The sequence below is a fragment of the Micromonospora sp. NPDC005553 genome (assembly GCF_042871765.1).
Classification (GTDB): Bacteria; Actinomycetota; Actinomycetes; order Mycobacteriales; family Micromonosporaceae; genus Micromonospora.
The window spans coordinates 31357-54145 of record NZ_JBIAJD010000003.1; the positions used below are offsets into that span (position 1 = coordinate 31357).

Genomic DNA, 22789 nt, shown 5'->3' on the forward strand with positions numbered 1-22789 from the left:
CAGCGACGTGATCGTGCTCGACCGGGTCAGCAAGCGGTACGCCGGCGGCGTCGTCGCGCTGGACGACGTGTCGCTGCGGGTCGGTCGCGGCGAGTTGGTCGCGATCGTCGGCCCATCCGGATCGGGCAAGTCGACCATGTTGCACCTGATCGGCACCCTGGACCGGCCGTCGTCGGGCAGCGTGCTCATCGACGGGTACGACGCGGCGAAGCTGACCGACCGGGAGTTGTCCGCGCTGCGGGCCACCCGGATCGGCTTCGTCTTCCAGCAGTTCCACCTCGCTCCCGGCGTCCCGGTCGTGGACAACGTGGCCGACGGGTTGCTCTACTCCGGCGTACCGCTGCGGCGGCGTCGCGAACGGGCGGAGGCCGCGTTGGTCCGGGTCGGCCTGGGCAACCGGTTGGGGCACCGGCCGCACGAGCTGTCCGGTGGGGAGCGGCAGCGGGTGGCAGTGGCCCGCGCGGTGGTCGGCGAGCCTGCGGTGCTGCTCGCCGACGAGCCGACCGGCAACCTGGACTCGCACTCCGGGGCCGGGGTGTTGGAGTTGCTGCACGATCTGCACCGGGCCGGCACCACCGTCGTGGTGATCACCCATGACCGGGAGATCGCGGGAAATCTGCCCCGGCAGGTGCGGATGCGCGACGGCGCGGTGCGGCACGACTCGGCTTTCGTACCGGGCGGGGTCGACTGATGGCGACGCTGACCCCGGCCCGACTGCGGCCGATGGACGTCGTGCGCGTCGGTGGGGTGGGGCTGCGGACCCGTCCGCTGCGGGCGTTCCTCTCCGCGTTGGGCATCGCGATCGGCATCGCGGCGATGATCGCGGTGGTCGGCATCTCCTCGTCGTCCCGAGCCGAGTTGGAGCGGGCGCTCGACGCGCTCGGCACCAACCTGCTCACCGTCGAGGCGGGCACCACACTGTTCGGCGCGGACGCGCAACTGCCTGAAGAGTCGATCGCGATGATCGGGCGGATCGGCCCGGTGACAGAGGTGTCCGCCACCGGGCAGGTGCCCGACGCCAAGGTGTACCGCTCGGACCGGATCCCGACGGCGGAGACCGGTGGCATCGCCACCCGGGCGGCCCGACTGGACCTGCTCGGCACCGTGGGAGCCAAGGTGACCACCGGCACCTGGCTCAACGAGGCGACCGCCCGCTACCCGGCGGTCGTGCTCGGCGCCACCGCCGCGCAGCGGCTCGGGATCACCTCAGCGGACCCGCAGGTGCAGGTGTGGTTGGGTGGGCGGCCGTTCACCGTGGTCGGCACCCTCGCCGCCGCACCGCTCGCCCCGGAGCTGGACACGTCGGCGTTGGTCGGCTGGGCGGCGGCGGCCGAGTACCTGGGCTTCGACGGTCACCCGACCACCGTCTACACCCGGGCGCAGGAGTCGCAGGTCGACGCGGTCCGATCGGTGCTCGGCGCGACCACCAACCCGGAGGCTCCGAACGAGGTCGAGGTGTCCCGGCCCTCGGACGCGCTGGCCGCCGCCGAGGCGACCGACGACGCGTTCACCGGCCTGTTGCTGGGCCTGGGAGCTGTCGCCCTGCTGGTCGGCGGGGTCGGCGTGGCGAACACCATGGTGATCTCGGTGCTGGAACGCCGAGCCGAGATCGGCCTGCGCCGGTCACTCGGCGCCACCCGTGGTCAGGTACGGGCCCAGTTCCTCACCGAGTCGCTGCTGCTCTCCGCGCTCGGCGGGATCGGCGGGGTGGTGCTGGGCATCCTGGTCACCTCGGGCTACGCGCTGTCGCAGGGCTGGCCGGCAGTGGTACCGGCCTGGGCGATGCTCGGCGGGGTGGGCGCGACAGTGGTCATCGGCGGCTTCGCCGGCCTCTACCCGGCGGTGCGTGCCGCCCGCCTCGCGCCGACCGAGGCGCTGGCCGCCGTCTGACTTGCTGGCCGCCGTCCGACTTGCTGCGGCCCGGTGGTCTGATGCGAAAGAGCGTGATGACTGGGAGTCATCTTGATGCCTCACAGTCATCACGCTCTTCGCGGTATTGCCGCCCGAACAGGTCAGGCGATGATCGTGTCGAGGGCGATCTCGACCATCTGGCTGAAGGTCTGCTCGCGCTCCTCCGAGGTGGTCTTCTCGCCGGTCTTGATGTGGTCGCTGACGGTCAACACGGTCAGCGCGCGGGCCTTGAACCGGGCGGCGATCGTGTAGAGCGCCGCCGACTCCATCTCCACCGCCAGCACGCCGTAGTCGGCGAGGGTGTCGTACAGGTCCGGCCGGTCGGTGTAGAAGGCGTCCGCCGCCAGGATCGGCCCCACGTGCATGGTGATGCCGCGCCGCTCGGCCACCTCGACCGACGTACGCAGCAGCCCGAAGTCGGCCACCGGGGCGTAGTCGATCAGCCCGTCGAAGCGCATCCGGTTCATGTTCGAGTCGGTGGACGACCCGATCGCGGCCACCACGTCCCGCAGTTGCAGGTCGGTGCTGAGGGCACCACAGGAGCCGACCCGGATCAGCGTCTTCACGCCGTACTCGTTGATCAACTCGTGGGCGTAGATGGAGGCCGACGGCATGCCCATGCCGGAGCCCTGGACGGAAACCTCGACGCCGTTCCAGCGGCCGGTGAAACCCAGCATGCCCCGAACCGTCGAGTAGCAGGTAGCGCCCTCGAGGTAGGTCTCCGCGATCCACTTGGCCCGCAGGGGGTCGCCCGGCATCAGGACCCGCTCGGCGATCTCGCCCGGCTTCGCGCCGATGTGCGTACTCATGGCAAAGATCCTGCCAGGCCGGCCCGGGCGATACCGGTTCGGCGTCGGAACCGGCGGTCCTGTACCCTCGTCGGCGGTGGCGTGTCCGAGCGGCCTAAGGAGCACGCCTCGAAAGCGTGTGAGGGTTAACGCCCTCCGAGGGTTCAAATCCCTCCGCCACCGCTCTGTAGTGCAGAAACGCCCGGTCGATCCGCGAGGATCGACCGGGCGTTTCGTTCGTGGCTGAGCCCGGGCTGTCTCACACCCGCAGAGCGCGTGATGCTCAGACCCAACCGGTTCGACAGCAAGACGACGGCGACCACGACCCTGGGCAGGAGCTTTCCACGACGACGGCGCGACGCCTGCAGCGCCTGACAGTCGAATAGGCTAAGGGAACTACGGCTCGTCCTGCACGTGATAGGGCCAGCCTGGTCGCCACCGCCCTGAGCCACGCCAATCCTCGGATAGGGCTTCCGCCCAGGACTTCCCGTTCAGAAGGACCTCCAACGCAAGCTGCGTGCCCTGGTGGCCAACAATCGCAATGTTGGAGCCAGGAGCACCACCCTCGCGGAGACCCTCAACGAAGCTTGCGACGCGTTCCTGAACGTCTAACAGGGACTCCCCTCCGGGAAAGGGTTCCTCAACGTGATTATGGATACAAGAGAATACCTCACTGGCGGCCGCGCCCGTCATTGCACCATAGTCACACTCCCGCAATCGGGAGTCGATTTCGATCGAATATGCAGGCTCGAATATGATCTGCGCTGACATGATTGATCGCGCGAGGTCTGAGGTGAACACGCCATCAAAGGTGGTCGGTGCAATCTGATGGCGAAGCTGGGCACATTCCCCCCGACCCCGCAGGGACAGCTCTCCGGGCATCCAGCCAGTGGCGATGTTAGCCTCGTTGTCCAACGTCGTGCCATGAGCGAAGAACGTTACGATGAAACTCAACGTGACTCCTCTGGGGGCCCAGTTCCGCTACCAGATCGAATTGACCAGCCTACGAGATTGGATTACCCACAACTGGTTATCGTCCGCAGCCCATTCAACGTCCTGCGCTGTACCGAAAAGCTTCTCGATCTCTGAGACGCATGCTTCTACGGATCTGAGCAGTTCTACGGGAGCTCCTTCACTTCCAGACACCAACTCGCGAGCTCGCGCGGCATTTCGGAATATGACGTACCTGTTGCTGTCGGCAGTGTCTGACGCGCCACCGCCTAGACCTCGGCCAAATTCGATCACCATGGCCGTCATGCCTCTGTAAATCGTAGATGAATGAGCGACTCCACTCCACCGCGCTTCAACCAATTCCTGGACTACAATCGCCATCCCAGAAGAGGAGGGTTTGATTCCAGTAAGGCGACGATAAAGTGCGGCACGAGGGGTGTCATAGGAACGGACAACATCGGTTATCGCTGTCGCTAGTTCCTGATGCTCCCGATCAATCCCGAGAACCGACTCGTACATCCCGGCGCAGCTCGTGCGCTCGCCATCCTCGCCGACGGCCGAGCTCCTGACGACGAGTGGATAGGACTGATCACGAATCGGTAGGTGCTCCATAAGGCGAGAAAGAGTTTGATTCTGTACTGCCTTCGGATTGTTGGCTATATCCGCGGCGGCGCTAGCCGATAGTGCTGCACCGTCCGGCACGGGAAATCCCAGCTGAATCAACCTCCCCAACTTGACGGCTTTTCCGCCGTATGCTGAAGGATCACCGGCCTCCGAAAGTTGGACAATGGGCAAGGCTTTACCAGGTCCAATGGCGACGCCTGCACCACCGGTCATGTGAGAACCTTGACGACACCTCGACTGCCATCAACCTCGATGAACATGCCTGTTCGGAGAATTTGCGAGGCATTCCTGACCCCGACGACCGACGTGATGGCCAACTCTCTGCAAATCGTTGCGGCATGTGAGGTGATGCCCCCGCGAGATGTGACAACCGCTTGCGCCGAAATCATCAAATCAAGCATGTCCAGGTCCGTGGCTTCGCTAACCAGCACATAATCGTCGGATAGAAGCGCCTCAGATCTATCAAACATCGAGCGGTCGAGCACGATACAGCGACCTCGGCGAACACCGGGATATACCGGTTCGCCAGTCAGATCGCCGGCCAGAACAGGCGCGGCATCGTTCGAAAACCCAAGCCAATCCTCTGTAAGGCTGGGCGAGGTGCTGATGCAGACGCCGTCAGCGGACCAAAGGGCCAGACATTCGTTGGACCGGTTCCCAATACCTGGGTGGGACTGTCCGCGACTCGTCACGTATTCGACCAACTCCTCGGGCATCATTCGGCGCAGATCCCATTCCCTTGTAGCCGTCACCTCGGCAGCTAGGCGAAGGAAATCATCCAGGATGGGGAACAGGCGGAGCTGGGCAATGCGCCGCCTCAGCTTGAGGTACCCGATCGTTCTATAGAAGCGAAACAACGAGACAAGTTCCTTGTCCATGTCCAGCGCTCTGCTGAACTTGTGCGGGGCAACATTGCCCTCACCCAGTTGAGAACTCGGGCGGCTGCGGGCAACGTTGACATCCCGCACAAACCTGGCAAGAAAATCGTCGAATGCGGGTGGACTGCGGCGCACGTATCCGTGGTAAGAGAGGAACCTCTTGTTGTCAAATTCGAGCTTTAAGCGCGAGAGGACGTCAGGCGAGAGTAGTTGATGAGCAAGGCCTGGGTTCTCGGACATGGTTTCAAGGTCTGTCTCCGACAATTCAGAGGTGGACAGCTGCCGTATGAGGTGCACATATCCGGCGCCCGATAGAACCCCCGTACGAGCCGGTTTTCCTGGGTCGCCGAGCGTGAGACTGACGAAAGCCCGTGATACGTCGTCGGACGTAACATCTTGCTCAAGTCGATCAGCTAGAAGCGATTTGAGATGATCCGTGAACCAAGGGCGGCCCCGGTCAAGCACCTCAGGTATCCGAGCTACAGAATACAGCTTTCGTAACTTTCGATCGTGTGCCTCGTAGAAGCGCATGGCAGTCGGAAGTTTGGTGAAACCTCGACGATGACTCAAGGAAGTCTTGCGTGCATATCGCTCGAATTCGCTGACCTTGTCCGCAAGGCTGGCGATCATTTCAGAGGCAACGTCGCCCTCACGCAATTGTTCGATGAGTGCAAAGGCGCGTTTTCTTGCCTCGTGGTCTTCGACAAAATAAATCTCCTTAGTGCCATGGTAGACGGAGATGAGGCGACCGTATCGCGTGGCATGGTCGCCGAAGGCTCCGGTGGCGGCTCTGAGGAAATATGACGAGTAGTGGAGGTCCTCGTCCAGGTTGACAGAGCCTACTAGCCAGTCGGAGGACGGTAGGGGAAAATTCAACGGGCACCACCTCAGAAGGGGTCTTAGTCGACTTCAGCTGCGGTAATGGCTTCTCGTTGTTGTCGCACCCAGTAGCGGATGCCCAGGCCGCTTTGTGGATCAGTGGCAAAACGTGGGATTACGTGTAGGTGGGCATGCTGAACTGTCTGCCCAGCAACTATTCCAACGTTCCAGCCTACGGTGTATCCGTCGGGGTTAAATTCTCTTTCCAGGTAGGCCTTGGCGTCAAGCAGCAACTTGTGAATATCCGCTACTTCATCTGCTGTCAGGTCAAATAACGTTCTAGCGTGGCGCTTCGGAACTATGAGGCCGGATCCGAGGATCGGCTCGTTAGTCAGACGTCGACTATAGATCGCGAGGTCTGTTTCTATAAAGAATGCTCCACGTCGGAGGTCGTCCAACTCGAAGGAGTCCCTGAGCTCACCCATCGTCTGCAACTCCTACGTTCGAACCAGTAGAGGGAGCGTTGCGCACGCTTCCCCGCTTCGGATATTCCTGGGTGTTCGTACCGTGGGGGCCGAACGACCCAAGGCGTTTTCTACTCTCCTTTGTAACCCTTATCTCACCGTAGGTCTTTCGCTGGTGTGGGTTGTTGAAGTAGGTTCCTGTGATTTGGTTCTCCTCGGTATTGACGACTAGATCCATCACACCGTTGTGAGTATGCAACGTTCGGTACTGTGTCGTTATCGGTTGATTCAAGTAAAGGCTGTATAGCCTCATCGGCCCGCCGGTGCCGTTCCGCACAAACCCAGCTACCAGGCTGTGCGTGACGGCGTTTTGGTCATAGTACCAAACATCGATGGAGGTCAGAGTCTGCCAGATTTCAAGCACCATATAGTGGTCGAACTGATGGTTTGTGTAGGTTGATCTGAGGTGGCCAGTCCAGCGCCCCGATACATCTGGGGTGTCGATTCCGAATAGCTTCCTGACCAGTCTTGGTCGCCAGAGCCATTTATTGAATGCCACCACGACCAAAAAAGCGGGTCCGATTGCGAAACTCGCGGATGCCACGACCTTCGAGGGTGCAATCGACAGGTGAACGCCGCGCGTGAGTTGATAATGTGCTGCCGCTGCAAGCGCATATACTAGGAAGTAGACCGTAAACAGGCTGCGCTGCGGAATCAATTCCCCATCCTTCCGCGGCTCAATCACCACGGCGGCTGCCGCATAGCTGAGGCTACGGGGCGGTGTGTCCGCGAGTCTGACAAGAACCCGACAGTTTCTGGTTGTGAATCCTGGTATTCAGGCCGAACGATCATGGCGGACATCTGGCACTCGTTGTCGTCAGCACGCCATCGCACGGTCCGGGACGCGACGGCAAATCTCCTGGTTGCCACGATTCGTGAGCTCCTGGAGTTCCCGCTCATCCCTCCGCCACCGCTCTGTAGTGCCGAAACGCCCGGTCGATCCGCGAGGATCGACCGGGCGTTTTCGCGTCAGAGCTGCTGCTCGCCGCCGTCGACGAACAACTCGCCGCCGGTCATGAAGCTGCTCTGGTCCGAGGCGAGGAAGAGCGCGGCGTTGGCGATCTCGTCCGGGTGGGCCATGCGCTGCATGGGCACACCCGAGGCGATGGTCTTCAGCAACCCTGGCGCCTCGGCGGCGCTGGGTGCGAGGCCCGCGAGCCCGGGGGTCTCGGTCGAGCCGGGCACGAGGGTGTTGACCCGGATCTTCCGGCCGATCAGCTCGGCGGCCCAGGTGCGGCCGAACGAGCGGATGGCCGCCTTGGACGCCGCGTAGACGCTGAACGCCGGGGTGCCGTTGCTCGCGGCTGTCGAGCCGGTGAGCACGATCGACGCGCCCTCGTTGAGCAGGGGCAGGGCCTTCTGCACAGTGAAGACGGTGCCGTAGATGTTGGTGTCGAAGGTGCCGGCAATGTGCTCGACCGTGATCGAGTCGAGGGTGCGGAACTCCCCACCGCCGGCGTTGGCGAACACCACGTCCAGCCCGGCGCCCCGTTCCTCGATCGCCCGCATCACCCGGTCCAGGTCGTCGAGCTTGCTGACATCGCTGGCGATGCCGGTGACGTTCGCGCCGATGCTGGCGACGGCCTCGTCCACCGGGCCCTTGCGGCGGCCGGTGACGAAGACGTACGCGCCTTCGGCGGCGAAGCGGCGGGCGGCGGCCAGGCCGATGCCCGTGGTGCCCCCGGTGACGAGGGCGGTCTTGCCGTCGAGCTGTCCCACGATGGATCTCCTCTGTCGGCGTGTGGTGGTGCGCGGCCGGCCGGGCCTCCTGCAGTTCTGTACCGTGCGGTACGTATCCGACCGTAGTAACCGTCGACCGGGTCCACAAATTTCTGTACCGATCGGTTTTTTCTGTGAGGAGGTGTTCGCAAGGCCGTGGCCCGCTACGCCGAAAGGGACATGGGGTACGCGCGGGACGCCCTCGCCCAACCTGGAGCGGGACGGCTCGACAGGTCAGCCCGGCTCAGCACGGGCCCGTCCCCTCGTTGAAGAGGCGGCGGGCCCACTCCGCGTACCCGGCTATGGTTTTTCGGACCGTGCGCCCGTCGTGCAGGAACAGGTACGCGCGGTCGCCGCTGCGGGCGAGCAACCCGTCGAGCCGGTGTGTCCCCTGTGGAGCCCGTAACCGGCTGACCTCCGGGTAGCGGTCCCAGACCTCGTCGACGGGCGAGCCCGCCGTTATGCCCTCGGGTGTCCGCATCGGGTCGCCGACCCAGAGCAGCACGAGTTTGTCCTCCACGAAGACCGGACTGACCGTGTCGTGGCCAGCGAGCATCGGCCCGCAGGCGTCCAGGCTGGTACGCAGGATGCCGCGTCGGGTCAGCTCGTCCTCGGTGGCACCGAACTCGATGTTGCTGAGGCCGTTCAGATCGATGATCTCCACGTTGCCGGCGGGCCGGCCGTTCGGAATCGACCTGGTGGGCGGTACGCCGCTGCCCGCGATCGAGGCAGCCGTCAACAGCGCGGCGATAAACGTAAATTGTCGCAATTTCATGGAATCCCCCAGTCCCCCAACGGAACGGGGGCGTTCAGGTTGCTGCCGAACGCTGGATTACTGGTTTTCCCACTGTTCGACCAGCTCATCCCAGTAGTCGGCGCTGAGTCGACGCCGCCCGTGCGCCAGCCAACCCTCGGTGCTCCGCTCCAGATGCAACCCCAGTTCGGCGAACCTGTCGATCCAGGCGCCGGGCTCCACGCCGAGCTGAATCAGCGCACCGTTGATCGGCCAATGCTCGCGCGGCGCGCTCAACTCGTCGTCGAAGCACGGGCCCCAGGACAGCGCCCCGCCCAACCACACCGCTGCCGACTGGTAGCCGACCCCACCACCGAACTCCGCCTCCAGATAGGCCACCGGCCCCGACTGTGACCACCGGGTCAGCACCTCGACCAGCGCCGTCGACAACACCAGGCCGAACGGACGCGCGGCGCTCCGGTCGTCAGTGGCGAAATCCGGCAACGACCCGGTCAGCTCGGTCACCAACTGCGGGGTGACCGGCAGCAACGCGAAGTCCTGGCGCAGCCCGCCGAGGACCGCGTGATCCAGCTCGGCGGTCTGCTCGCGGAGCAGCTCGACGTCCGCGACCACCGCGCTGAGCTGGTAAGCCATGGAACCTCCGGTCGTCCACAGCCTGTGGATAGAACATGTGTACGACGGGGCTCCCGTCGTCGGTGTTTGGGACGGTACCGGCCGGAGGATGGACGTGCCGGGCCCTGCTCGATCAGTGGGCATCGGCGAGCAGGGCGACCGTTGTACGGTCCTGGCCATGGTCAGTCAACTGAGCGTTCCCGGTGTGCCGTTCCCGCTCGTGCCCTCGTCCGCCGAGCTGTGGCGGGTCGACGAGGCGGCCGGCACCGTGGCGGTCGAGGCGCAGCCGCTCACGGACATCTTCATCGACCCCAGCACCGGCGCCGCCAACGCGGCCGGAACCACCACGGTCAGCGCCGAGTCGACGCTCAACGCCGCGACGCTGCTCGGGGACCTGCCGACGGGGGACTTCCAGTTCAGCGCCCGGGTCAGCGTGGACTTCGCCGCCACCTTCGATGCCGGTGTGCTCCTGCTGTGGCTCGACGAGCGGCGCTGGGCCAAGCTGTGCTTCGAGTTCTCCCCGGCGGGCGACCCGATGATCGTGTCGGTCATCTGCCGAGGCGTCGCCGACGACGCGAACGCCTTCGTCGTACCCGACCGGTCGGTGTGGCTGCGGGTCTCCCGGGTCGACGGGGTCTACGCGTACCACGCCTCGGTCGATGGTGAGACCTGGCAGCTGATCCGCGTCTTCCTCCTCGACCCCGACGCGTCTCGCGATCGGATCGGCTTCGCGGGCCAGTCCCCGACCGGTGAGGGGTGCAGCGTGACCTTCGACGAGATCACGTTCCGGGCAGAGCGTCTGGGGGATCTCCGCGACGGATCCTGACCTGTTCGCCGCGGCGGGGCGTGCGACCGGGAGGAGGTCAGGTGCGTCGGGTGAGCTTGCTGACGAACGCGCGCCAGGCCGTCGGCGCGAAGGCGAGCGCCGGGCCGGTCGGGTCCTTTGAATCCCGTACGCCGATGACGCCGGGCAGGTTGTCGGCGACCTCGACGCAGGCGCCGCCGTTGCCGCTGCTGCGGCTGCTCTTGCGCCACCGGGCGCCGTTCAGCTCCATGACTCCGCCACTTCCTGGATGAGTTGGACCGACTGCCAGTGGGACAACGCCTCGCCGCGCACGTTCTCCCATGCCGCCATCATGGCCGCGATGTCCTCCGGGTCGCTAGCCACTTGTCCCTGAAGTTGGTTGTCGAGGTAGCCGGCGACCCGGTGGTCGTGGCTGTGCGCGATCACGAAAGGTCCGTTGAGGCCGGCATAGGCGCCGACCGTGCTGGGCACCACGTGCACCCGGATGTGCGGCTCGACGCACGCCGCCGCCACGGCCAGCAATTGCTCGCGCATCGTCGCCCGCCCGCCCACCGGGCGGCGGATGACCGCCTCGTCCACCACGGCCGTGAACTGCGGCGGGTCGTCCCGCTTGAGGATTGCCTGCCGGCCGAGCCGGACGGTGAGATGCCGCTCGATCTCACCGCGGGGGATCAGGCCCGCGTCGCCCAGCACCGCGCGGGCGTACGCCTCGGTCTGGAGCAACCCCGGCAGAACTGTCGACTCGAACCAGCGAAGCGACACCGCCTCGCGCTCGATCTCCTGCCACGGACGAAACCAAATGGGATCACGACGTCTTGAAGTGTCCGGCCAGATGTCCGACACGTCCTTGTGCAGCGCCTCCGCTGCCGCCAGCCGATGGCGTGAATGCGGGATGCGGTCCTCGGTCAACCAGCGCCCCACTGTCTTCGGGTCGACGCCGACGGTCTCGGCGAGGGATTCGGTGGTGTGCCCGGTGTCGCTGAGCGCCACCCGAAGCGCGTCGTTCACGGCTCCTCCATCGGATGTCCTAAATATCTGCGAACCATATCGCTACGCGGTGTATCTGTCTCGTAACGCACCCAAGGGTGGTCCACAGAAGACGGCGTGGCCGGTGGAGGCGCAGGAGCCCGGCGGTCCGCGTCAGTCCGGGGGTCGCCCCGACGGGGAGGCGGGGCGGCTCCCGTCCACCGCGAAGGAGATCCGCCCATGCCCCGCCGCCGCCACCGGAACCACCTGCCGACCCGACCGACCTGGCGCTGCGCCGCGTGCGGCATCGCCTGGCCCTGCTCAGCGGCGAAGCTGCGACTGCTGGGCGAGTACCGGAACGACCGGCTCGCGTTGACCGTCTACCTGGCGACGCTTCAAGCAGAGGCCGGCGAACACCTCACCGACGTCGACCCGGCCCGGCTGACCGACCGCTTCCTCTCCTGGGCCCGCGCCCGCGCCTGACCGCACCCCGGCTTCTCGGCGGCGCTGAGCTGGAGGTGTGGTTCTCGGCGCACGTCGAGGTGGTGGGCTGACGCCCCGCACAGACGACTCAGGGCCGGTCCCCGCGGGGCCGGCCCTGTCGTTCGTGCTGCTCAAGCGAGCGGAGGATACGAGATTCGAACTCGTGAGGGTGTAAACCCAACACGCTTTCCAAGCGTGCGCCCTAGGCCTCTAGGCGAATCCTCCGCGAGCCAGGATACAGGCCCGTGTCGGGCGGGCCACCCCACCACCCCCTGAAGATCGACGGGCGGTCGGGTAGGCTGGGCGTCACCTCCCGTGCGGCGGTATCTCGTGAACCTCCCCAGGGCCGGAAGGCAGCAAGGATAAGCGAGCTCTGCCGGGTGCACGGGAGGCCTTTTTGTCTGTGGGCCGGTTGATCCACTCGGCATCCCTGATGTCGCGGTGTCCCGGCCATGCGGACACCGCGGTTTCCAGGAAGCCGAGTCGATCAAGGCCTGGCGGCCCGGTCGATCAAGCCCTGGTGGCCCGGTCGATCAAGGCTGAAGGCCCAGGCACCCGGGGTGGTGGGTGGTCACCCGCGCGCGACCGGCGCAGAATGGCTCGGTCGAGAGGAGGCGGGACGAGTGACGCTGGCGCTCTACCGCAAGTACCGGCCGCGTACCTTCGCTGAGGTCATCGGTCAGGAGCACGTGACCGAGCCGCTGTCGCAGGCGCTGCGCAGCGGACGGCTCAACCACGCCTACCTCTTTTCCGGCCCCCGTGGCTGCGGCAAGACCACCAGCGCCCGGATCATGGCCCGCTCGCTCAACTGTGAGCAGGGCCCCACACCCGAGCCGTGCGGCAAGTGTGACTCCTGCCGCTCGCTGGCCGCCGACGGCGCCGGCTCGATCGACGTGATCGAGATCGACGCGGCCAGCCACGGCGGTGTCGACGACGCCCGCGAGCTGCGCGAGCGCGCCTTCTTCGCGCCGGCCAGCAGCCGCTTCAAGATCTACATCATCGACGAGGCGCACATGGTCTCGACCCAGGGCTTCAACGCCCTGCTCAAACTGGTCGAGGAGCCCCCGGAGTACGTCAAGTTCATCTTCGCCACCACCGAGCCGGAGAAGGTCCTCGGCACGATCCGGTCGCGGACCCACCACTACCCGTTCCGGCTGTTTCCGCCGAAGGTGGTCCGCCCGTACCTGGAACAGCTCACCCAGGCCGAGGGCGTCGCCGTCGAGCCGGCGGTCTTTCCGCTGGTGGTCCGCGCCGGCGGTGGCAGCATGCGGGACAGCCTCTCCGTGCTCGACCAGCTCATCGCCGGCGCCGGCGCGGAGGGGGTCAGCTACGCCCGGGCCGTCGCGCTGCTCGGGGTCACCGACTCGGCGCTGATCGACGAGATGTGCGACGCGCTGGCCGCCGGTGACGGCGCGGCCGCGTACGCCACCGTCGACCGGGTCGCCGAGGCCGGGCACGACATGCGCCGGTTCGCCTCCGACCTGCTGGAACGGCTGCGCGACCTGATCGTGATCCAGCAGGTGCCGGACGCCGCCGCGAAGGGTCTGATCGACGGCCCGGCCGACCAGATCGAGCGGATGGCAGCCCAGGCTTCGCAGCTCGGCTCGGCAACGCTCTCCCGCTGCGCCGACATCGTGCACAACGGCCTGGTCGAGATGCGCGGCACCACAGCGCCCCGACTGCTGCTGGAGCTGATCTGCGCCCGGATGCTGCTGCCCGGCGCGGACGACTCCACCGGCGGCCTGCTCCAGCGCCTGGAACGGATGGAACGCCGGCTCACAGTGGGCGGCAGCGACGCGCCGTCGGCCGCCGCCGGCTCCGCGCCAACCAACCACCCAGGGGTACGCCCACAGCCAGCCACCCCGGTCCCGGCTGCCGCCACCCCGGCACCCGCGAACGCCCCTACCTCGGCACCGCCGTGGGACGTCGACCCGGCGGCGTCCCCGGCCCAGAGCGCTCCCGCCCCGGCCGCTCCGGTCACCGAGGCACCCGCTCCGACCTCCGGCGCACCGGTCTCGTACGTCTCGCCGGCCGACTCGCCGATCCCGGCCTCGCCCGGCGCGTCGACCGGTCCGGCAACCGCTGACCAGGCCGTACCCGTCTCGCCCGCCGGCTCGGCCCCGCGTCGCGTGGTGCCACCGTCGGCGGTGCTTCCCGACCCGGCCACGCCCGCGCCGCCCCGACCCGGAGCACCGGCCGCCGCGCTGGACGCTGTAGCGGTCCGCCGTGTCTGGCCCGACGTGGTCGGCAAGGTCAACCGGACCAACAAGCGGATCGCCGCCCTGATGCGCGACGCCGTGGTCCGCGAACTCGACGGCGACACGCTGGTGCTGACGGTGAAGTCCACAGTGCTGGCCAAGATGATGGCCGACCACGCGGCGGTGCTCACCGACGCGCTCTACGAGGAGTTGGGCGGGCGCTGGCAGATCCGGTGCGAGGTGGCCGGCGAGCGCGGTGGCGTGTCGCTGTCCGGCTCGTCGCGCGCACCGCAGACCGCACCGCCCCGACCCGCCGCGCCCCCAGCCCCGTCCGACGCGCCCGCCGCCGCGAACCCGACTGCCGCAGGCCCGACGAGCGCGCCGCCGGCCGCGCCTGGCCCGACCGCCGCGCCCGGCTCGAATGCCGCGCCTGGTTCGAGCGCCGCGCCTGGCTCGCCTGCTGCCCGTGGCTTGAACGCCGCGCCTGGTTCGAACGCCGTGCCTGGTTCGAGCGCCGCGTCTGGTTCGAACGCCGTGCCTGGTTCGAGCGCCGCGTCTGGTTCGAACGCCGTGCCTGGCTTGAACCCCGCGCCCGGCTCGAACGCCGTGCCTGGCTCGAACCCCGCGCCCGGCTCGAACGCCCTGCCTGGCTCGAACCCCGCGCCCGGCTCGAACACTGCGCATGGCTCGAACACTGCGCATGGCTCGAATGACGCGCCTGGCTTGGGCGCTGCGTCTGGCTCGAACCCTGTGCCTGGCTCGAATGCAGCGTCAGGGTCGAACACATCTGGCTCGACCGCTGCGCCGGGCTTCAGCGCGGCACCGGGCTTCAGCGCTGCGCCTGGCTCGACCGCTGCGCCTGGCTCGACCGCCGCGCCTGGCTCGACCGCTGGGTCAGGCTCGAACGCAGCGCCAGGTGCGAACTCCGCCGGGCCTGGAAGCGGGCCATCCAACGCCCCGACCGCCGCCGGTCCGACGAACGCCTCGCCGACCGCCGCGAACCCGAGCGGCGCTGCCGGCTCGGCCTCGCGTGCCGGTGTCGGTGCGGGTTCCACTGGTCACGGGGCTGGTGGTCACGGTGCTGGTGGGCGGGGCGCAGCGTCGTCCGCCCCGGCGGCGGACGACGACGGCGACTGGCCGGAGGCGGCGCGCCCAGGCGGCGGTGGCCTCGCCGCCGAGGCTACTGATGACGAGGACTGGCCGGAGGCCGCCCGACCTGGCGGCGCGTCCGCTGGAAACGAGTCGAGCCCTCACTCCGCACCGGCGTCGACCGGCGCGAATGGCAGCACCGGGTACGGGAACGCCGGGAATGGCAGCGGCGCGAACGGCAGCGGCACCAACGGCAGCGGCGCGAACGGCAGCGGCGCGAACGGCAGCGGCCCGAACGGCGGCGGCGCGAATGGCACCGGACCCGGTGGTTCGGGTGGGCCCGGGGCGGCGGCCGGTGGCGGTAAGCCGGGCGGGCGGGGTAACCCGACACCGGCGGCCCGGCAGCCGGCGACAGCCGGTGGTGCGCCGGTGAGCAGCGCCATCGCCGCGGCTCGCGCGGCGGCGGCGGGGCGCGGTGCGCGTACCGGAGCGGCAGCCCGGCCCGTCGCGGACGCCGAATGGGCCGGCGAGCCGCCCTACGACCCGGACTTCGACGGCCCGGCGCGGGCCGGCGGCCGGCCTGGCGGCGCGGCACCGGCGGCGACCCCGGCCTTTGAGGGGTTCGACCCGGGCGACGAGCCGTTGGACGAGATCATCGACGAGAAGACCGCCCGGGAGTCCAGCGAGGAGCAGGCGGTACGCCTCCTCAGAGAGACCTTCGGCGCCGAAAAAATCAACGAGATCGACGCCCGCTAACGCCGTCGATCATGGAGTTGTGGTGGGTGGCAAATCGCCCATCAGTGCTCTTCTTGGGCACCATAACTCCATGATCGACGCCGACGGGGGTGCGCGGTTGGGGGGTTTCGGCTAGGAGGACTCCCAGGGCGCAGGCCCAGAGGGGGAACGGGAGCACCGCTACTCGTTCCATGCCGCCCACCCCGAGCCCCAAGCCCTGTTGGGCGGCGAACAGTGTCGTTCCGGCCAGCGCGATGAGCCCGGCGGTGAGGGTGAGTCGGCGCCACCTGCCGAGCGTCGTGCTGCGTGGTGCGAGGCCGGCGAGGAGTAGGCCGACGTTGCCCATCCCCATGATCAGGACTGCGCCGAGGACGTGCAGGTTCTCGTCAATGTCGGCCGGGTAGAGGGCCACGAGGGCGTATCCGCCGGTGGCCAGCAGTAGGAGTGTCTGGGCAGTGCGCACCATCGGGCCGCGGCCGAGAACCCGCCAGGTCAGCAGGAGCCCGCCGGCGAGCAGGACGGCGGTGGCCAGTGTCGCGGTGTTCATCAACGGGTGCCACGGTGAGCAGACGTAGCGGGGGCGGGTGGTGTCCCAGACGCCGCAGTGGGCGTTGCCGAGGTCGCTGATGTTGTGGGTGGCCCAACTGTAGGTGGGCTCGCGCCACCGCAGACCGGTGATCAGGCTGGCGACGAGGAAGACGGGCGAGGCCGCGAGCCAGCACAGTGCGCCGACCCGGCCGGTGCGGTTGAGGTTCATGCCTTGAGCAGACCAGTGCGACGGGTATGGGCGCACTACCAGCAGATGGCCGGTTCGGGGTAGGGGTAGCCGTACCCGAAGCCACGGCGTGGGCGGACGCACCGGGCGGGGCGAGGTCGGTCCCAGCGGATAGGCTGAGCGGCGGTCGAGCAGACGAGTGCGAGAAGGAGCCATCCCGTGCGCCCAGGTGGACAGCCGAACATGCAGCAGATGCTGAAGCAGGCGCAGAAGATGCAGCAGCAGATCGCCGCCGCCCAGGCCGAGCTGGCCGAGGCCGAGCTGACCGGCACCGCCGGCGGCGGGCTGGTCACCGCGACGGTCTCCGGCTCCGGTGAACTCAAGGCCATCAAGATCGACCCGAAGGCCGTCGACCCGGACGACGTGGAGACGCTGGAGGATCTGGTCGTCGCGGCCGTGCACAACGCCGCCGAGGCGGCCCGGGAGCTGACCGAGCGCAAGATGGGCCCGGTCGCCGGCGGCATGGGCGGCCTCGGCCTGCCCGGTTTCTGAGCCGGCAGATGTACGAAGGTGCCATCCAGGATCTGATCGACGAGCTGGGTCGGCTGCCGGGCGTGGGTCCGAAGAGCGCTCAGCGGATCGCGTTCTACGTCCTCTCGGCGGATCCGGCCGACGTCAACCGGCTGGCCGGCGCGCTGCGCAAGGTCAAGGAGCTGGTGCGGTTCTGCACTACCTGCTACAACGTGGCCGAGTCCGAGCAGTGCCGGATCTGCCGCGACCCGCGCCGCACCGACGAGGTGCTGTGCGTGGTGGAGGAGCCCAAGGACGTGGTGGCCGTCGAGCGGACGGGTGAGTTCCGCGGTCGCTACCACGTGCTGGGTGGCGCGATCAATCCGCTGGAGGGGATCGGCCCGGACAACCTGCGCATCCGGGAGTTGATGATCCGGCTCGGTGGTGGCGGGGTTCGGGAGTTGATCCTGGCCACGGATCCGAACACCGAGGGCGAGGCGACAGCCACCTACCTGGCGTTGATGGTGAAGCCGATGGGCATCTCGGTGACCCGGCTGGCCAGCGGGCTGCCAGTCGGCGGCGATCTGGAGTACGCCGACGAGATCACCCTCGGCCGGGCCTTCGAGGGGCGCCGCGCGGTCTGATCGCCTGACGTACGGCCGGTGGCCGGCACCCCGTTCGGGTGCCGGCCACCGCTGCGTCTCTGCCCGGAAATGATCTGACACCTGTGCCCTCATCGGGGCTGTTCGACGTAACAGTTTGGCATCACGGGTGCTGATTGATCGGTTTTTGCCGCTGTTTACCTAAGAATCGAATGTCAAGCGGCGGTTGAGGCACGATCCGATACCAACCGTCCACTCAGCGGTTTCCGGGTGGACGCATCGGGAGCTATGGTCACCGCCATCGGTGACCCCTGTCACCACGTTGTCCGTACCCCCAAGGACGAGGTGAAGCACACATGCGTGCACCCAGGCCGAAGGTCGCGATCGCGGCCATCGCGGTCGCGGCCCTCGCGGTAGCAGGCTGCGCCGAGAGCAACCGCGACGACGACAAATCCGGCGGTAGTAAGAAGGACACCCTCATCTTCGGCGTCGCCGGAGACCCGAAGGTGCTCGACCCGAGCTTCGCCAGCGACGGTGAGTCGCTGCGTGTGGCGCGTCAGGTCTTCGAGACCCTGGTCCGACCGGAGGAGGGTGGCACGAAGGTCACCCCCGGCCTGGCCGAGTCCTGGACCCCGGACGCCGCCGGCACCACCTGGACCTTCAAGCTCCGCTCGGGCGTGAAGTTCCACGACGGCACCGACTTCAACGCCGAGGCCGTTTGCGTCAACTTCAACCGCTGGTACAACGCCAAGGGCCTCATGCAGAGCCCGGACGTGACCGCGTACTGGCAGGACGTCATGGGTGGCTTCGCCAAGAACGAGGACGCGGAGCTCCCGCCGAGCCTCTTCAAGTCCTGCGCCGCCAAGGACGCCACCACCGTGGACCTGGCCTTCACCCGGGTCTCCAGCAAGATCCCGGCCGCGCTGATGCTCCCCTCGTTCTCCATCCACAGCCCGAAGGCGCTGCAGGAGTTCGACGCGAGCAACGTCGCGGGCACCGCCGAGGACATCAAGTACCCGGCGTACGCGACGGCGCACCCGACCGGCACCGGCCCGTTCAAGTTCAAGGCCTGGGACGTCGCCAACAAGACGCTGACCCTGGAGCGCAACGAGGACTACTCGGGCGCCAAGGCCAAGCTGAAGACCCTCATCTTCAAGACGATCTCGGACGAGAACGCCCGCAAGCAGGCGCTGCGCTCCGGCGACATCCAGGGCTACGACCTGGTCGGCCCGGCCGACGTCGAGCCGCTGAAGAGCGAGGGCTTCAACATGCTCACGCGCCCGGCGTTCAACGTGCTCTACCTGGCGATGAACCAGAAGGGCAACCCGAAGCTCGCCGACGTCCGCGTCCGGCAGGCCATCGCGTACGCCCTGAACCGTCAGCAGCTGGTCACCTCCAAGCTGCCGCCGGGCGCCAAGGTCGCCGACAACTTCATGCCGGACACCGTCGAGGGCTGGAACGGCGACGTTCCGAAGTACACCTACGACCCGGCCAAGGCGAAGGCGCTGCTGGCCGAGGCGGGCGCGTCGAACCTGACGCTGAAGTTCCACTACCCGACCGAGGTCACCCGGCCGTACATGCCGAACCCGAAGGACATCTTCGAGTTGCTGTCGGCGGACCTGAAGGCCGTTGGGATCACCGTCGAGGCGATCCCGCTGAAGTGGAGCCCGGACTACCTGAACGCCACCACCTCGGGTAGCAAGCACGACATCCACTTCCTGGGCTGGACCGGCGACTACGGCGACGCCTACAACTTCATCGGCACCTTCTTCGACCGGCCGAAGGACGAGTGGGGCTTCAACAACAAGGCCCTGTTCGACCAGTTCAAGGACGCGGACACCACCGCCGACATCGCGGCCCGGACCGAGAAGTACAAGGCCCTGAACAAGTCCGTGATGGAGTTCCTGCCGGGTGTGCCGATCTCGCACTCGCCGCCGGCGATCGTGTTCGGCAAGGACGTGACCGGCGTCAAGGCGAGCCCGCTCACCGACGAGCGCTTCGCCACCGCCGAGTTCAAGTAAGTCCTGATCTGACGCAAGGAACGCGGGCGGGCGCTGTCGCACAGCGCTCGCCCGCAACCCTCCGCACCCCTTCGAGGCCGCCGTGTTCCGGTTCATCGTCAGGCGCCTGCTTCAGCTGATACCCACGCTGTTCGGGCTCTCCATCCTGCTCTTCATCTGGCTCCGCCGGCTCCCCGGCGGCCCCGAGACCGCCATCCTCGGCGAGCGCGGCACGCCCGAGATGCGTGCCGCCATCCGCCGCAACATGGGGCTCGACGAGCCCATCCTGGTCCAGTACGGCCGGTTCGTCCGGCGCATGATCAAGCTCGACCTGGGCACCTCGACCTCCACCAAGCGGGCGGTCACCACGGAGTTCATCGAGCGCTTCCCCGGCACCGTCGAGCTGACCATCACCGCGATGATCATCGCGATCGGCATCGGCATCCCGCTGGGCTACCTGGCCGCCCGCCGTCGCGGCCGTTTCCTGGACCACGCGTCAGTGGGCGGTTCGCTGATCGGCATCTGCATCCCGGTCTTCTTCCTGGGCTACGTGCTCAAGGCGATCTTCTCGGAGAATCTGCACTGGTTCCCGTCCAGCGGCCGGCAGGACCCGACGCTCGAGGCGACCCGGGTCACCAACTTCTTCGTCCTCGATGGCCTGATGACCCGCGAGTGGGACGCCGCCGCCGACGCGCTCTGGCATCTGGTGCTGCCGGCCATCGCGCTGGCCAGCATCCCGTTGGCGATCATCGTCCGGATCACCCGGGCGAGCGTGCTGGAGGTGCTCAACGAGGACTTCGTGCGCACCGCCGAGGCGAAGGGCCTGACCGAGCAGACGGTTCGTCGCCGGCACGTCCTGCGCAACGCCATGCTGCCGGTCGCCACCTCGATCGGTCTGCTCGCGGGCGGTCTGCTCTCCGGCGCCGTGCTGACCGAGACCGTCTTCGCCTTCAGTGGCATCGGAGCGTTCGTCGCCGAGGCCATCGGCCAGCGCGACTATCCGGTGCTGATGGGCTTCATCCTGATCATCGCGGTGGTGTACGTGCTGGTGAATCTCCTGGTCGATCTCTCCTACAGCTTCATCGACCCGAGGGTGAGGGTGCGATGACACTCAGCCCGGGCAAGAAGCGCGAAAAGATCGACCGGCTCTCCGAGTTGGCCGCCCGTGACGACGAGCGGGGCGTCAGCCTCTGGCAGGAGGCGTTCCGCCGGCTGCGCGGCAACCCGGCCGCGATCGTCGGCGCCGTCATCCTGGCGCTCTTCGTGCTGGTCGCGGTCATCGGCCCGTTCCTCGTGCCGTACGCGGCGACGGACACGATCGGCATCCGGGAAGGGCTGATCAAGCCGGGTGTCATTCCCGGCCCGAACGGCGACCACTGGTTCGGCTACGACCACCAGGGCCGTGACGAGTTCAGCCGGATGATCGTGGGTGCCCGCCAGACCCTGCTGGTCGGTGTGGTCTCCACCCTGATCGGTCTGGCGATCGGCGCGCTGATCGGTGGCGTCTCCGGTGCCGCGGCCGGCCTCGGTGGCCGGTGGGGGCGGTGGATCGACACAACCCTGATGCGGTTCATCGACATGCTGCTGGCGATGCCGAGCCTGCTGCTGGCGGTGAGCATCGCCGCCCTGCTAGGGGCCAGCCTGACCACGGTGATGATCGCGGTCGGCGTGGTCTCGGTGCCGGTGTTCGCCCGGCTGCTGCGCGGCTCGATGATCTCCCAGGCCAACAGCGACTACGTGCTGGCGGCCACCTCGCTCGGTGTCAAGAAGTCGAAGATCGCGCTGACCCACGTGGTGCCGAACTCGCTCGCCCCGGTGATCGTGCAGGCCACGCTGACCCTGGCCACCGCGATCATCGAGGCCGCGGCGCTCTCCTTCCTCGGCCTCGGCAACCCGGACACCGCCGTACCGGAATGGGGTGTCATGCTCGCCGACGCGCAGCAGTACCTCGGCATCCGGCCGTCACTGGCGATCTACCCGGCCGTCGCGATCATCATCACCGCGCTCGGCTTCACCCTGCTGGGTGAGGCGATGCGCGAGGCCCTCGACCCGAAGCTGCGGAAGTAGGCCCGCAATGGCACTGCTCGAAGTTGAAGATCTCTCCGTCACGTTCGCCCGGCGCGGCCAGCGGGCCGTGCACGCGGTCGACGGGGTGTCCTTCTCGGTCGACGCCGGTGAGGTGGTCGGCCTGGTCGGCGAGTCCGGCTGCGGCAAGAGCGTCACCTCGCTCGCGATCATGGGTCTGCTGCCCAAGCAGCCCGGCCTCCGGGTCGGCGGCAAGGCCGTCTTCGACGGCACGGACCTGCTCCAGCTCGACGACCGGTCGCGGCGGGACATCCGGGGCCGCGACATCGCGATGATCTTCCAGGACCCGCTCTCCTCGTTGAACCCGGTGATCCCGATCGGGTTGCAGGTGACCGAGGTGCTCACCCGGCACCGGGGGATGAAGGGCGAGGCCGCGGCGAAGGAGGCGGCGGCGCTGCTGGACCGGGTCGGCATCCCCGACCCGAAGCGGCGGCTCAAGGAGTACCCGCACCAGCTCTCCGGTGGCATGCGCCAGCGGGCGCTCATCGCGATGGCGGTGGCCTGCCAGCCTCGGCTGCTGATCGCCGACGAGCCGACGACCGCGCTGGACGTCACCATCCAGGCACAGATCCTGGAGCTGCTCAAGGAGCTGGTCCGGGACTCCGGCACCGCACTGTTGATGATCACGCACGATCTCGGTGTGGTGGCCGGCATGGTCGACACCGTCAACGTGCTCTACGGCGGCCGGGTGGTGGAGACGGCCCGCCGTCGTCCGCTGTTCCGCCAGCCGCGCCACCCGTACACAGTGGGTCTGCTCGGCTCGGTGCCGCGCCTGGACGCCGGGCGGGGCGAGAAGCTCAACCCGATTCCCGGTTCGGTCCGCGACCTGCTGCCGTGGCCGGACGGATGCGCCTTCGCCCCGCGCTGCGCCCGCCGGATCGACGAGTGTGTGGGTGAGCCGCCGGAGCTGGTGCACGCGCACGACGGACGGAGCTACCGGTGCGTCAACCCGGAGCCGCTGCCGGGCCTGGTGCCCGCCCCGCGCGAGGAGGAAGCGTGAGCGAGCGTAGCGAGCGAACCA

Annotated in this window: 23 protein-coding genes, 2 tRNA genes and 1 other RNA gene; 13 read left to right on the forward strand and 13 right to left on the reverse strand. The window is 67.6% G+C overall.

The annotated features are described in order from the left end of the window. Positions 1-7 precede the first annotated feature (7 nt). Entirely contained in the window at positions 8-691 is a 684-nt protein-coding gene (locus tag ACFYPG_RS12580; protein ID WP_355006094.1) for an ABC transporter ATP-binding protein, read from the forward strand. Continuing rightward, the gene (locus tag ACFYPG_RS12585) at positions 691-1890 is read left to right on the forward strand and encodes an ABC transporter permease (RefSeq protein WP_355006051.1); all 1200 of its coding nucleotides are present in this window, start codon (positions 691-693) and stop codon (positions 1888-1890) included. Before ACFYPG_RS12580 ends, ACFYPG_RS12585 begins: the two co-directional genes overlap by 1 nt. A 122-nt stretch (positions 1891-2012) precedes the next feature. Here ACFYPG_RS12585 and deoD read toward each other — a convergent pair whose 3' ends face one another. After that, positions 2013-2720 carry a purine-nucleoside phosphorylase gene (gene deoD, locus ACFYPG_RS12590; RefSeq protein WP_074315244.1) on the reverse strand — a complete coding sequence of 236 codons (708 nt, stop codon included), beginning with the start codon at positions 2718-2720 and terminating at the stop codon, positions 2013-2015. Between the two features lie 75 nt (positions 2721-2795). Here deoD and ACFYPG_RS12595 point away from each other — a divergent pair. Continuing rightward, positions 2796-2882, forward strand: a tRNA-Ser gene (locus tag ACFYPG_RS12595). Between the two features lie 213 nt (positions 2883-3095). Here the strand turns inward: ACFYPG_RS12595 and ACFYPG_RS12600 are convergent. The 8 genes from ACFYPG_RS12600 to ACFYPG_RS12635 all read right to left on the reverse strand — a co-directional run bounded on the left by ACFYPG_RS12600 (position 3096) and on the right by ACFYPG_RS12635 (position 9601). Further along, positions 3096-3653 carry a histidine phosphatase family protein gene (locus ACFYPG_RS12600; RefSeq protein WP_387351907.1) on the reverse strand — a complete coding sequence of 186 codons (558 nt, stop codon included), beginning with the start codon at positions 3651-3653 and terminating at the stop codon, positions 3096-3098. A gap of 27 nt (positions 3654-3680) precedes the next feature. After that, positions 3681-4487 (reverse strand): PEP/pyruvate-binding domain-containing protein, encoded by an 807-nt coding sequence (locus tag ACFYPG_RS12605; RefSeq protein ID WP_355006050.1) that lies wholly within the window; start codon positions 4485-4487, stop codon positions 3681-3683. Then, complete coding sequence (locus tag ACFYPG_RS12610) at positions 4484-6028, reverse strand: PEP-utilizing enzyme (protein WP_387351909.1); 1545 nt, start codon at positions 6026-6028, stop codon at positions 4484-4486. Before ACFYPG_RS12610 ends, ACFYPG_RS12605 begins: the two co-directional genes overlap by 4 nt. Before the next feature lie 23 nt (positions 6029-6051). Then, on the reverse strand, positions 6052-6456 hold the full coding sequence (locus ACFYPG_RS12615; protein WP_355006048.1) for an HIT domain-containing protein: 405 nt from the start codon (positions 6454-6456) through the stop codon (positions 6052-6054). Beyond that, positions 6449-7183, reverse strand: coding sequence for a hypothetical protein (locus ACFYPG_RS12620; protein WP_355006047.1), 735 nt, complete (start codon positions 7181-7183; stop codon positions 6449-6451). The genes ACFYPG_RS12615 and ACFYPG_RS12620 overlap by 8 nt, the downstream gene beginning before the upstream one ends. A gap of 281 nt (positions 7184-7464) precedes the next feature. After that, the gene (locus ACFYPG_RS12625) at positions 7465-8214 is read right to left on the reverse strand and encodes an SDR family oxidoreductase (protein WP_387351911.1); all 750 of its coding nucleotides are present in this window, start codon (positions 8212-8214) and stop codon (positions 7465-7467) included. A gap of 244 nt (positions 8215-8458) precedes the next feature. Beyond that, entirely contained in the window at positions 8459-8953 is a 495-nt protein-coding gene (locus ACFYPG_RS12630) for a hypothetical protein (protein WP_387351912.1), read from the reverse strand. 93 nt (positions 8954-9046) lie between these two features. Next, positions 9047-9601 carry a hypothetical protein gene (locus ACFYPG_RS12635; protein ID WP_387351914.1) on the reverse strand — a complete coding sequence of 185 codons (555 nt, stop codon included), beginning with the start codon at positions 9599-9601 and terminating at the stop codon, positions 9047-9049. Between the two features lie 157 nt (positions 9602-9758). On the opposite strand from ACFYPG_RS12635, the gene ACFYPG_RS12640 reads away from it, so the two are divergent. Beyond that, positions 9759-10406, forward strand: a complete 648-nt coding sequence (locus ACFYPG_RS12640) for a DUF1349 domain-containing protein (RefSeq protein ID WP_387351915.1) — start codon at positions 9759-9761, stop codon at positions 10404-10406. Positions 10407-10443: 37 nt separating this feature from the next. Here ACFYPG_RS12640 and ACFYPG_RS12645 read toward each other — a convergent pair whose 3' ends face one another. Together ACFYPG_RS12645 and ACFYPG_RS12650 are read right to left on the reverse strand one after the other, a co-directional pair. Continuing rightward, positions 10444-10635, reverse strand: a complete 192-nt coding sequence (locus ACFYPG_RS12645; RefSeq protein WP_387351917.1) for a DUF397 domain-containing protein — start codon at positions 10633-10635, stop codon at positions 10444-10446. Next, positions 10626-11393 carry a Scr1 family TA system antitoxin-like transcriptional regulator gene (locus tag ACFYPG_RS12650; protein ID WP_387351919.1) on the reverse strand — a complete coding sequence of 256 codons (768 nt, stop codon included), beginning with the start codon at positions 11391-11393 and terminating at the stop codon, positions 10626-10628. The genes ACFYPG_RS12645 and ACFYPG_RS12650 overlap by 10 nt, the downstream gene beginning before the upstream one ends. Positions 11394-11591: 198 nt before the next feature. On the opposite strand from ACFYPG_RS12650, the gene ACFYPG_RS12655 reads away from it, so the two are divergent. Continuing rightward, the gene (locus ACFYPG_RS12655) at positions 11592-11834 is read left to right on the forward strand and encodes a flavin reductase (protein WP_387351920.1); all 243 of its coding nucleotides are present in this window, start codon (positions 11592-11594) and stop codon (positions 11832-11834) included. Positions 11835-11974: 140 nt separating this feature from the next. Here the strand turns inward: ACFYPG_RS12655 and ACFYPG_RS12660 are convergent. Next, positions 11975-12059: transfer RNA gene (locus ACFYPG_RS12660), tRNA-Ser, on the reverse strand. An 82-nt stretch (positions 12060-12141) separates the two neighbouring features. On the opposite strand from ACFYPG_RS12660, the gene ffs reads away from it, so the two are divergent. Next, positions 12142-12231: signal recognition particle sRNA small type (ffs, locus tag ACFYPG_RS12665), an RNA gene on the forward strand. Between the two features lie 226 nt (positions 12232-12457). Beyond that, a complete protein-coding gene (locus tag ACFYPG_RS12670; protein ID WP_387351921.1) occupies positions 12458-15877 on the forward strand; it encodes a DNA polymerase III subunit gamma and tau in 3420 nt (1139 codons plus the stop codon). Here the strand turns inward: ACFYPG_RS12670 and ACFYPG_RS12675 are convergent. Continuing rightward, positions 15855-16613 (reverse strand): DUF998 domain-containing protein, encoded by a 759-nt coding sequence (locus ACFYPG_RS12675; protein WP_387351922.1) that lies wholly within the window; start codon positions 16611-16613, stop codon positions 15855-15857. The two genes, ACFYPG_RS12670 and ACFYPG_RS12675, sit on opposite strands and share 23 nt — an antisense overlap. A 201-nt stretch (positions 16614-16814) precedes the next feature. On the opposite strand from ACFYPG_RS12675, the gene ACFYPG_RS12680 reads away from it, so the two are divergent. From ACFYPG_RS12680 to ACFYPG_RS12705, 6 genes are all read left to right on the forward strand, one after another. Continuing rightward, positions 16815-17123, forward strand: a complete 309-nt coding sequence (locus ACFYPG_RS12680) for a YbaB/EbfC family nucleoid-associated protein (RefSeq protein ID WP_007466279.1) — start codon at positions 16815-16817, stop codon at positions 17121-17123. A gap of 8 nt (positions 17124-17131) precedes the next feature. Next, on the forward strand, positions 17132-17725 hold the full coding sequence (recR, locus tag ACFYPG_RS12685) for a recombination mediator RecR (RefSeq protein ID WP_124856597.1): 594 nt from the start codon (positions 17132-17134) through the stop codon (positions 17723-17725). 314 nt (positions 17726-18039) lie between these two features. Further along, entirely contained in the window at positions 18040-19704 is a 1665-nt protein-coding gene (locus tag ACFYPG_RS12690; protein ID WP_355006031.1) for an ABC transporter substrate-binding protein, read from the forward strand. Between the two features lie 82 nt (positions 19705-19786). Next, positions 19787-20791, forward strand: a complete 1005-nt coding sequence (locus ACFYPG_RS12695; RefSeq protein ID WP_355006030.1) for an ABC transporter permease — start codon at positions 19787-19789, stop codon at positions 20789-20791. Further along, complete coding sequence (locus ACFYPG_RS12700; RefSeq protein WP_355006029.1) at positions 20788-21750, forward strand: ABC transporter permease; 963 nt, start codon at positions 20788-20790, stop codon at positions 21748-21750. The genes ACFYPG_RS12695 and ACFYPG_RS12700 overlap by 4 nt, the downstream gene beginning before the upstream one ends. Positions 21751-21757: 7 nt before the next feature. Next, positions 21758-22768 carry an ABC transporter ATP-binding protein gene (locus ACFYPG_RS12705; RefSeq protein ID WP_357204482.1) on the forward strand — a complete coding sequence of 337 codons (1011 nt, stop codon included), beginning with the start codon at positions 21758-21760 and terminating at the stop codon, positions 22766-22768. Positions 22769-22789 lie beyond the last annotated feature (21 nt).

Bases quoted from the DNA above. Each gene is read 5' to 3' on its own strand.
- ACFYPG_RS12585 (WP_355006051.1), top strand. From the start codon at position 691: ATGGCGACGCTGACCCCGGCCCGACTGCGGCCGATGGACGTCGTGCGC.
- deoD (WP_074315244.1), bottom strand. From the start codon at position 2,720: ATGAGTACGCACATCGGCGCGAAGCCGGGCGAGATCGCCGAGCGGGTC.
- ACFYPG_RS12605 (WP_355006050.1), bottom strand. From the start codon at position 4,487: ATGACCGGTGGTGCAGGCGTCGCCATTGGACCTGGTAAAGCCTTGCCC.
- ACFYPG_RS12615 (WP_355006048.1), bottom strand. From the start codon at position 6,456: ATGGGTGAGCTCAGGGACTCCTTCGAGTTGGACGACCTCCGACGTGGA.
- ACFYPG_RS12635 (WP_387351914.1), bottom strand. From the start codon at position 9,601: ATGGCTTACCAGCTCAGCGCGGTGGTCGCGGACGTCGAGCTGCTCCGC.
- ACFYPG_RS12640 (WP_387351915.1), top strand. From the start codon at position 9,759: ATGGTCAGTCAACTGAGCGTTCCCGGTGTGCCGTTCCCGCTCGTGCCC.
- ACFYPG_RS12645 (WP_387351917.1), bottom strand. From the start codon at position 10,635: ATGGAGCTGAACGGCGCCCGGTGGCGCAAGAGCAGCCGCAGCAGCGGC.
- ACFYPG_RS12655 (WP_387351920.1), top strand. From the start codon at position 11,592: ATGCCCCGCCGCCGCCACCGGAACCACCTGCCGACCCGACCGACCTGG.
- ACFYPG_RS12675 (WP_387351922.1), bottom strand. From the start codon at position 16,613: ATGAACCTCAACCGCACCGGCCGGGTCGGCGCACTGTGCTGGCTCGCG.
- ACFYPG_RS12680 (WP_007466279.1), top strand. From the start codon at position 16,815: ATGCAGCAGATGCTGAAGCAGGCGCAGAAGATGCAGCAGCAGATCGCC.
- recR (WP_124856597.1), top strand. From the start codon at position 17,132: ATGTACGAAGGTGCCATCCAGGATCTGATCGACGAGCTGGGTCGGCTG.
- ACFYPG_RS12690 (WP_355006031.1), top strand. From the start codon at position 18,040: ATGCGTGCACCCAGGCCGAAGGTCGCGATCGCGGCCATCGCGGTCGCG.
- ACFYPG_RS12700 (WP_355006029.1), top strand. From the start codon at position 20,788: ATGACACTCAGCCCGGGCAAGAAGCGCGAAAAGATCGACCGGCTCTCC.
- ACFYPG_RS12705 (WP_357204482.1), top strand. From the start codon at position 21,758: ATGGCACTGCTCGAAGTTGAAGATCTCTCCGTCACGTTCGCCCGGCGC.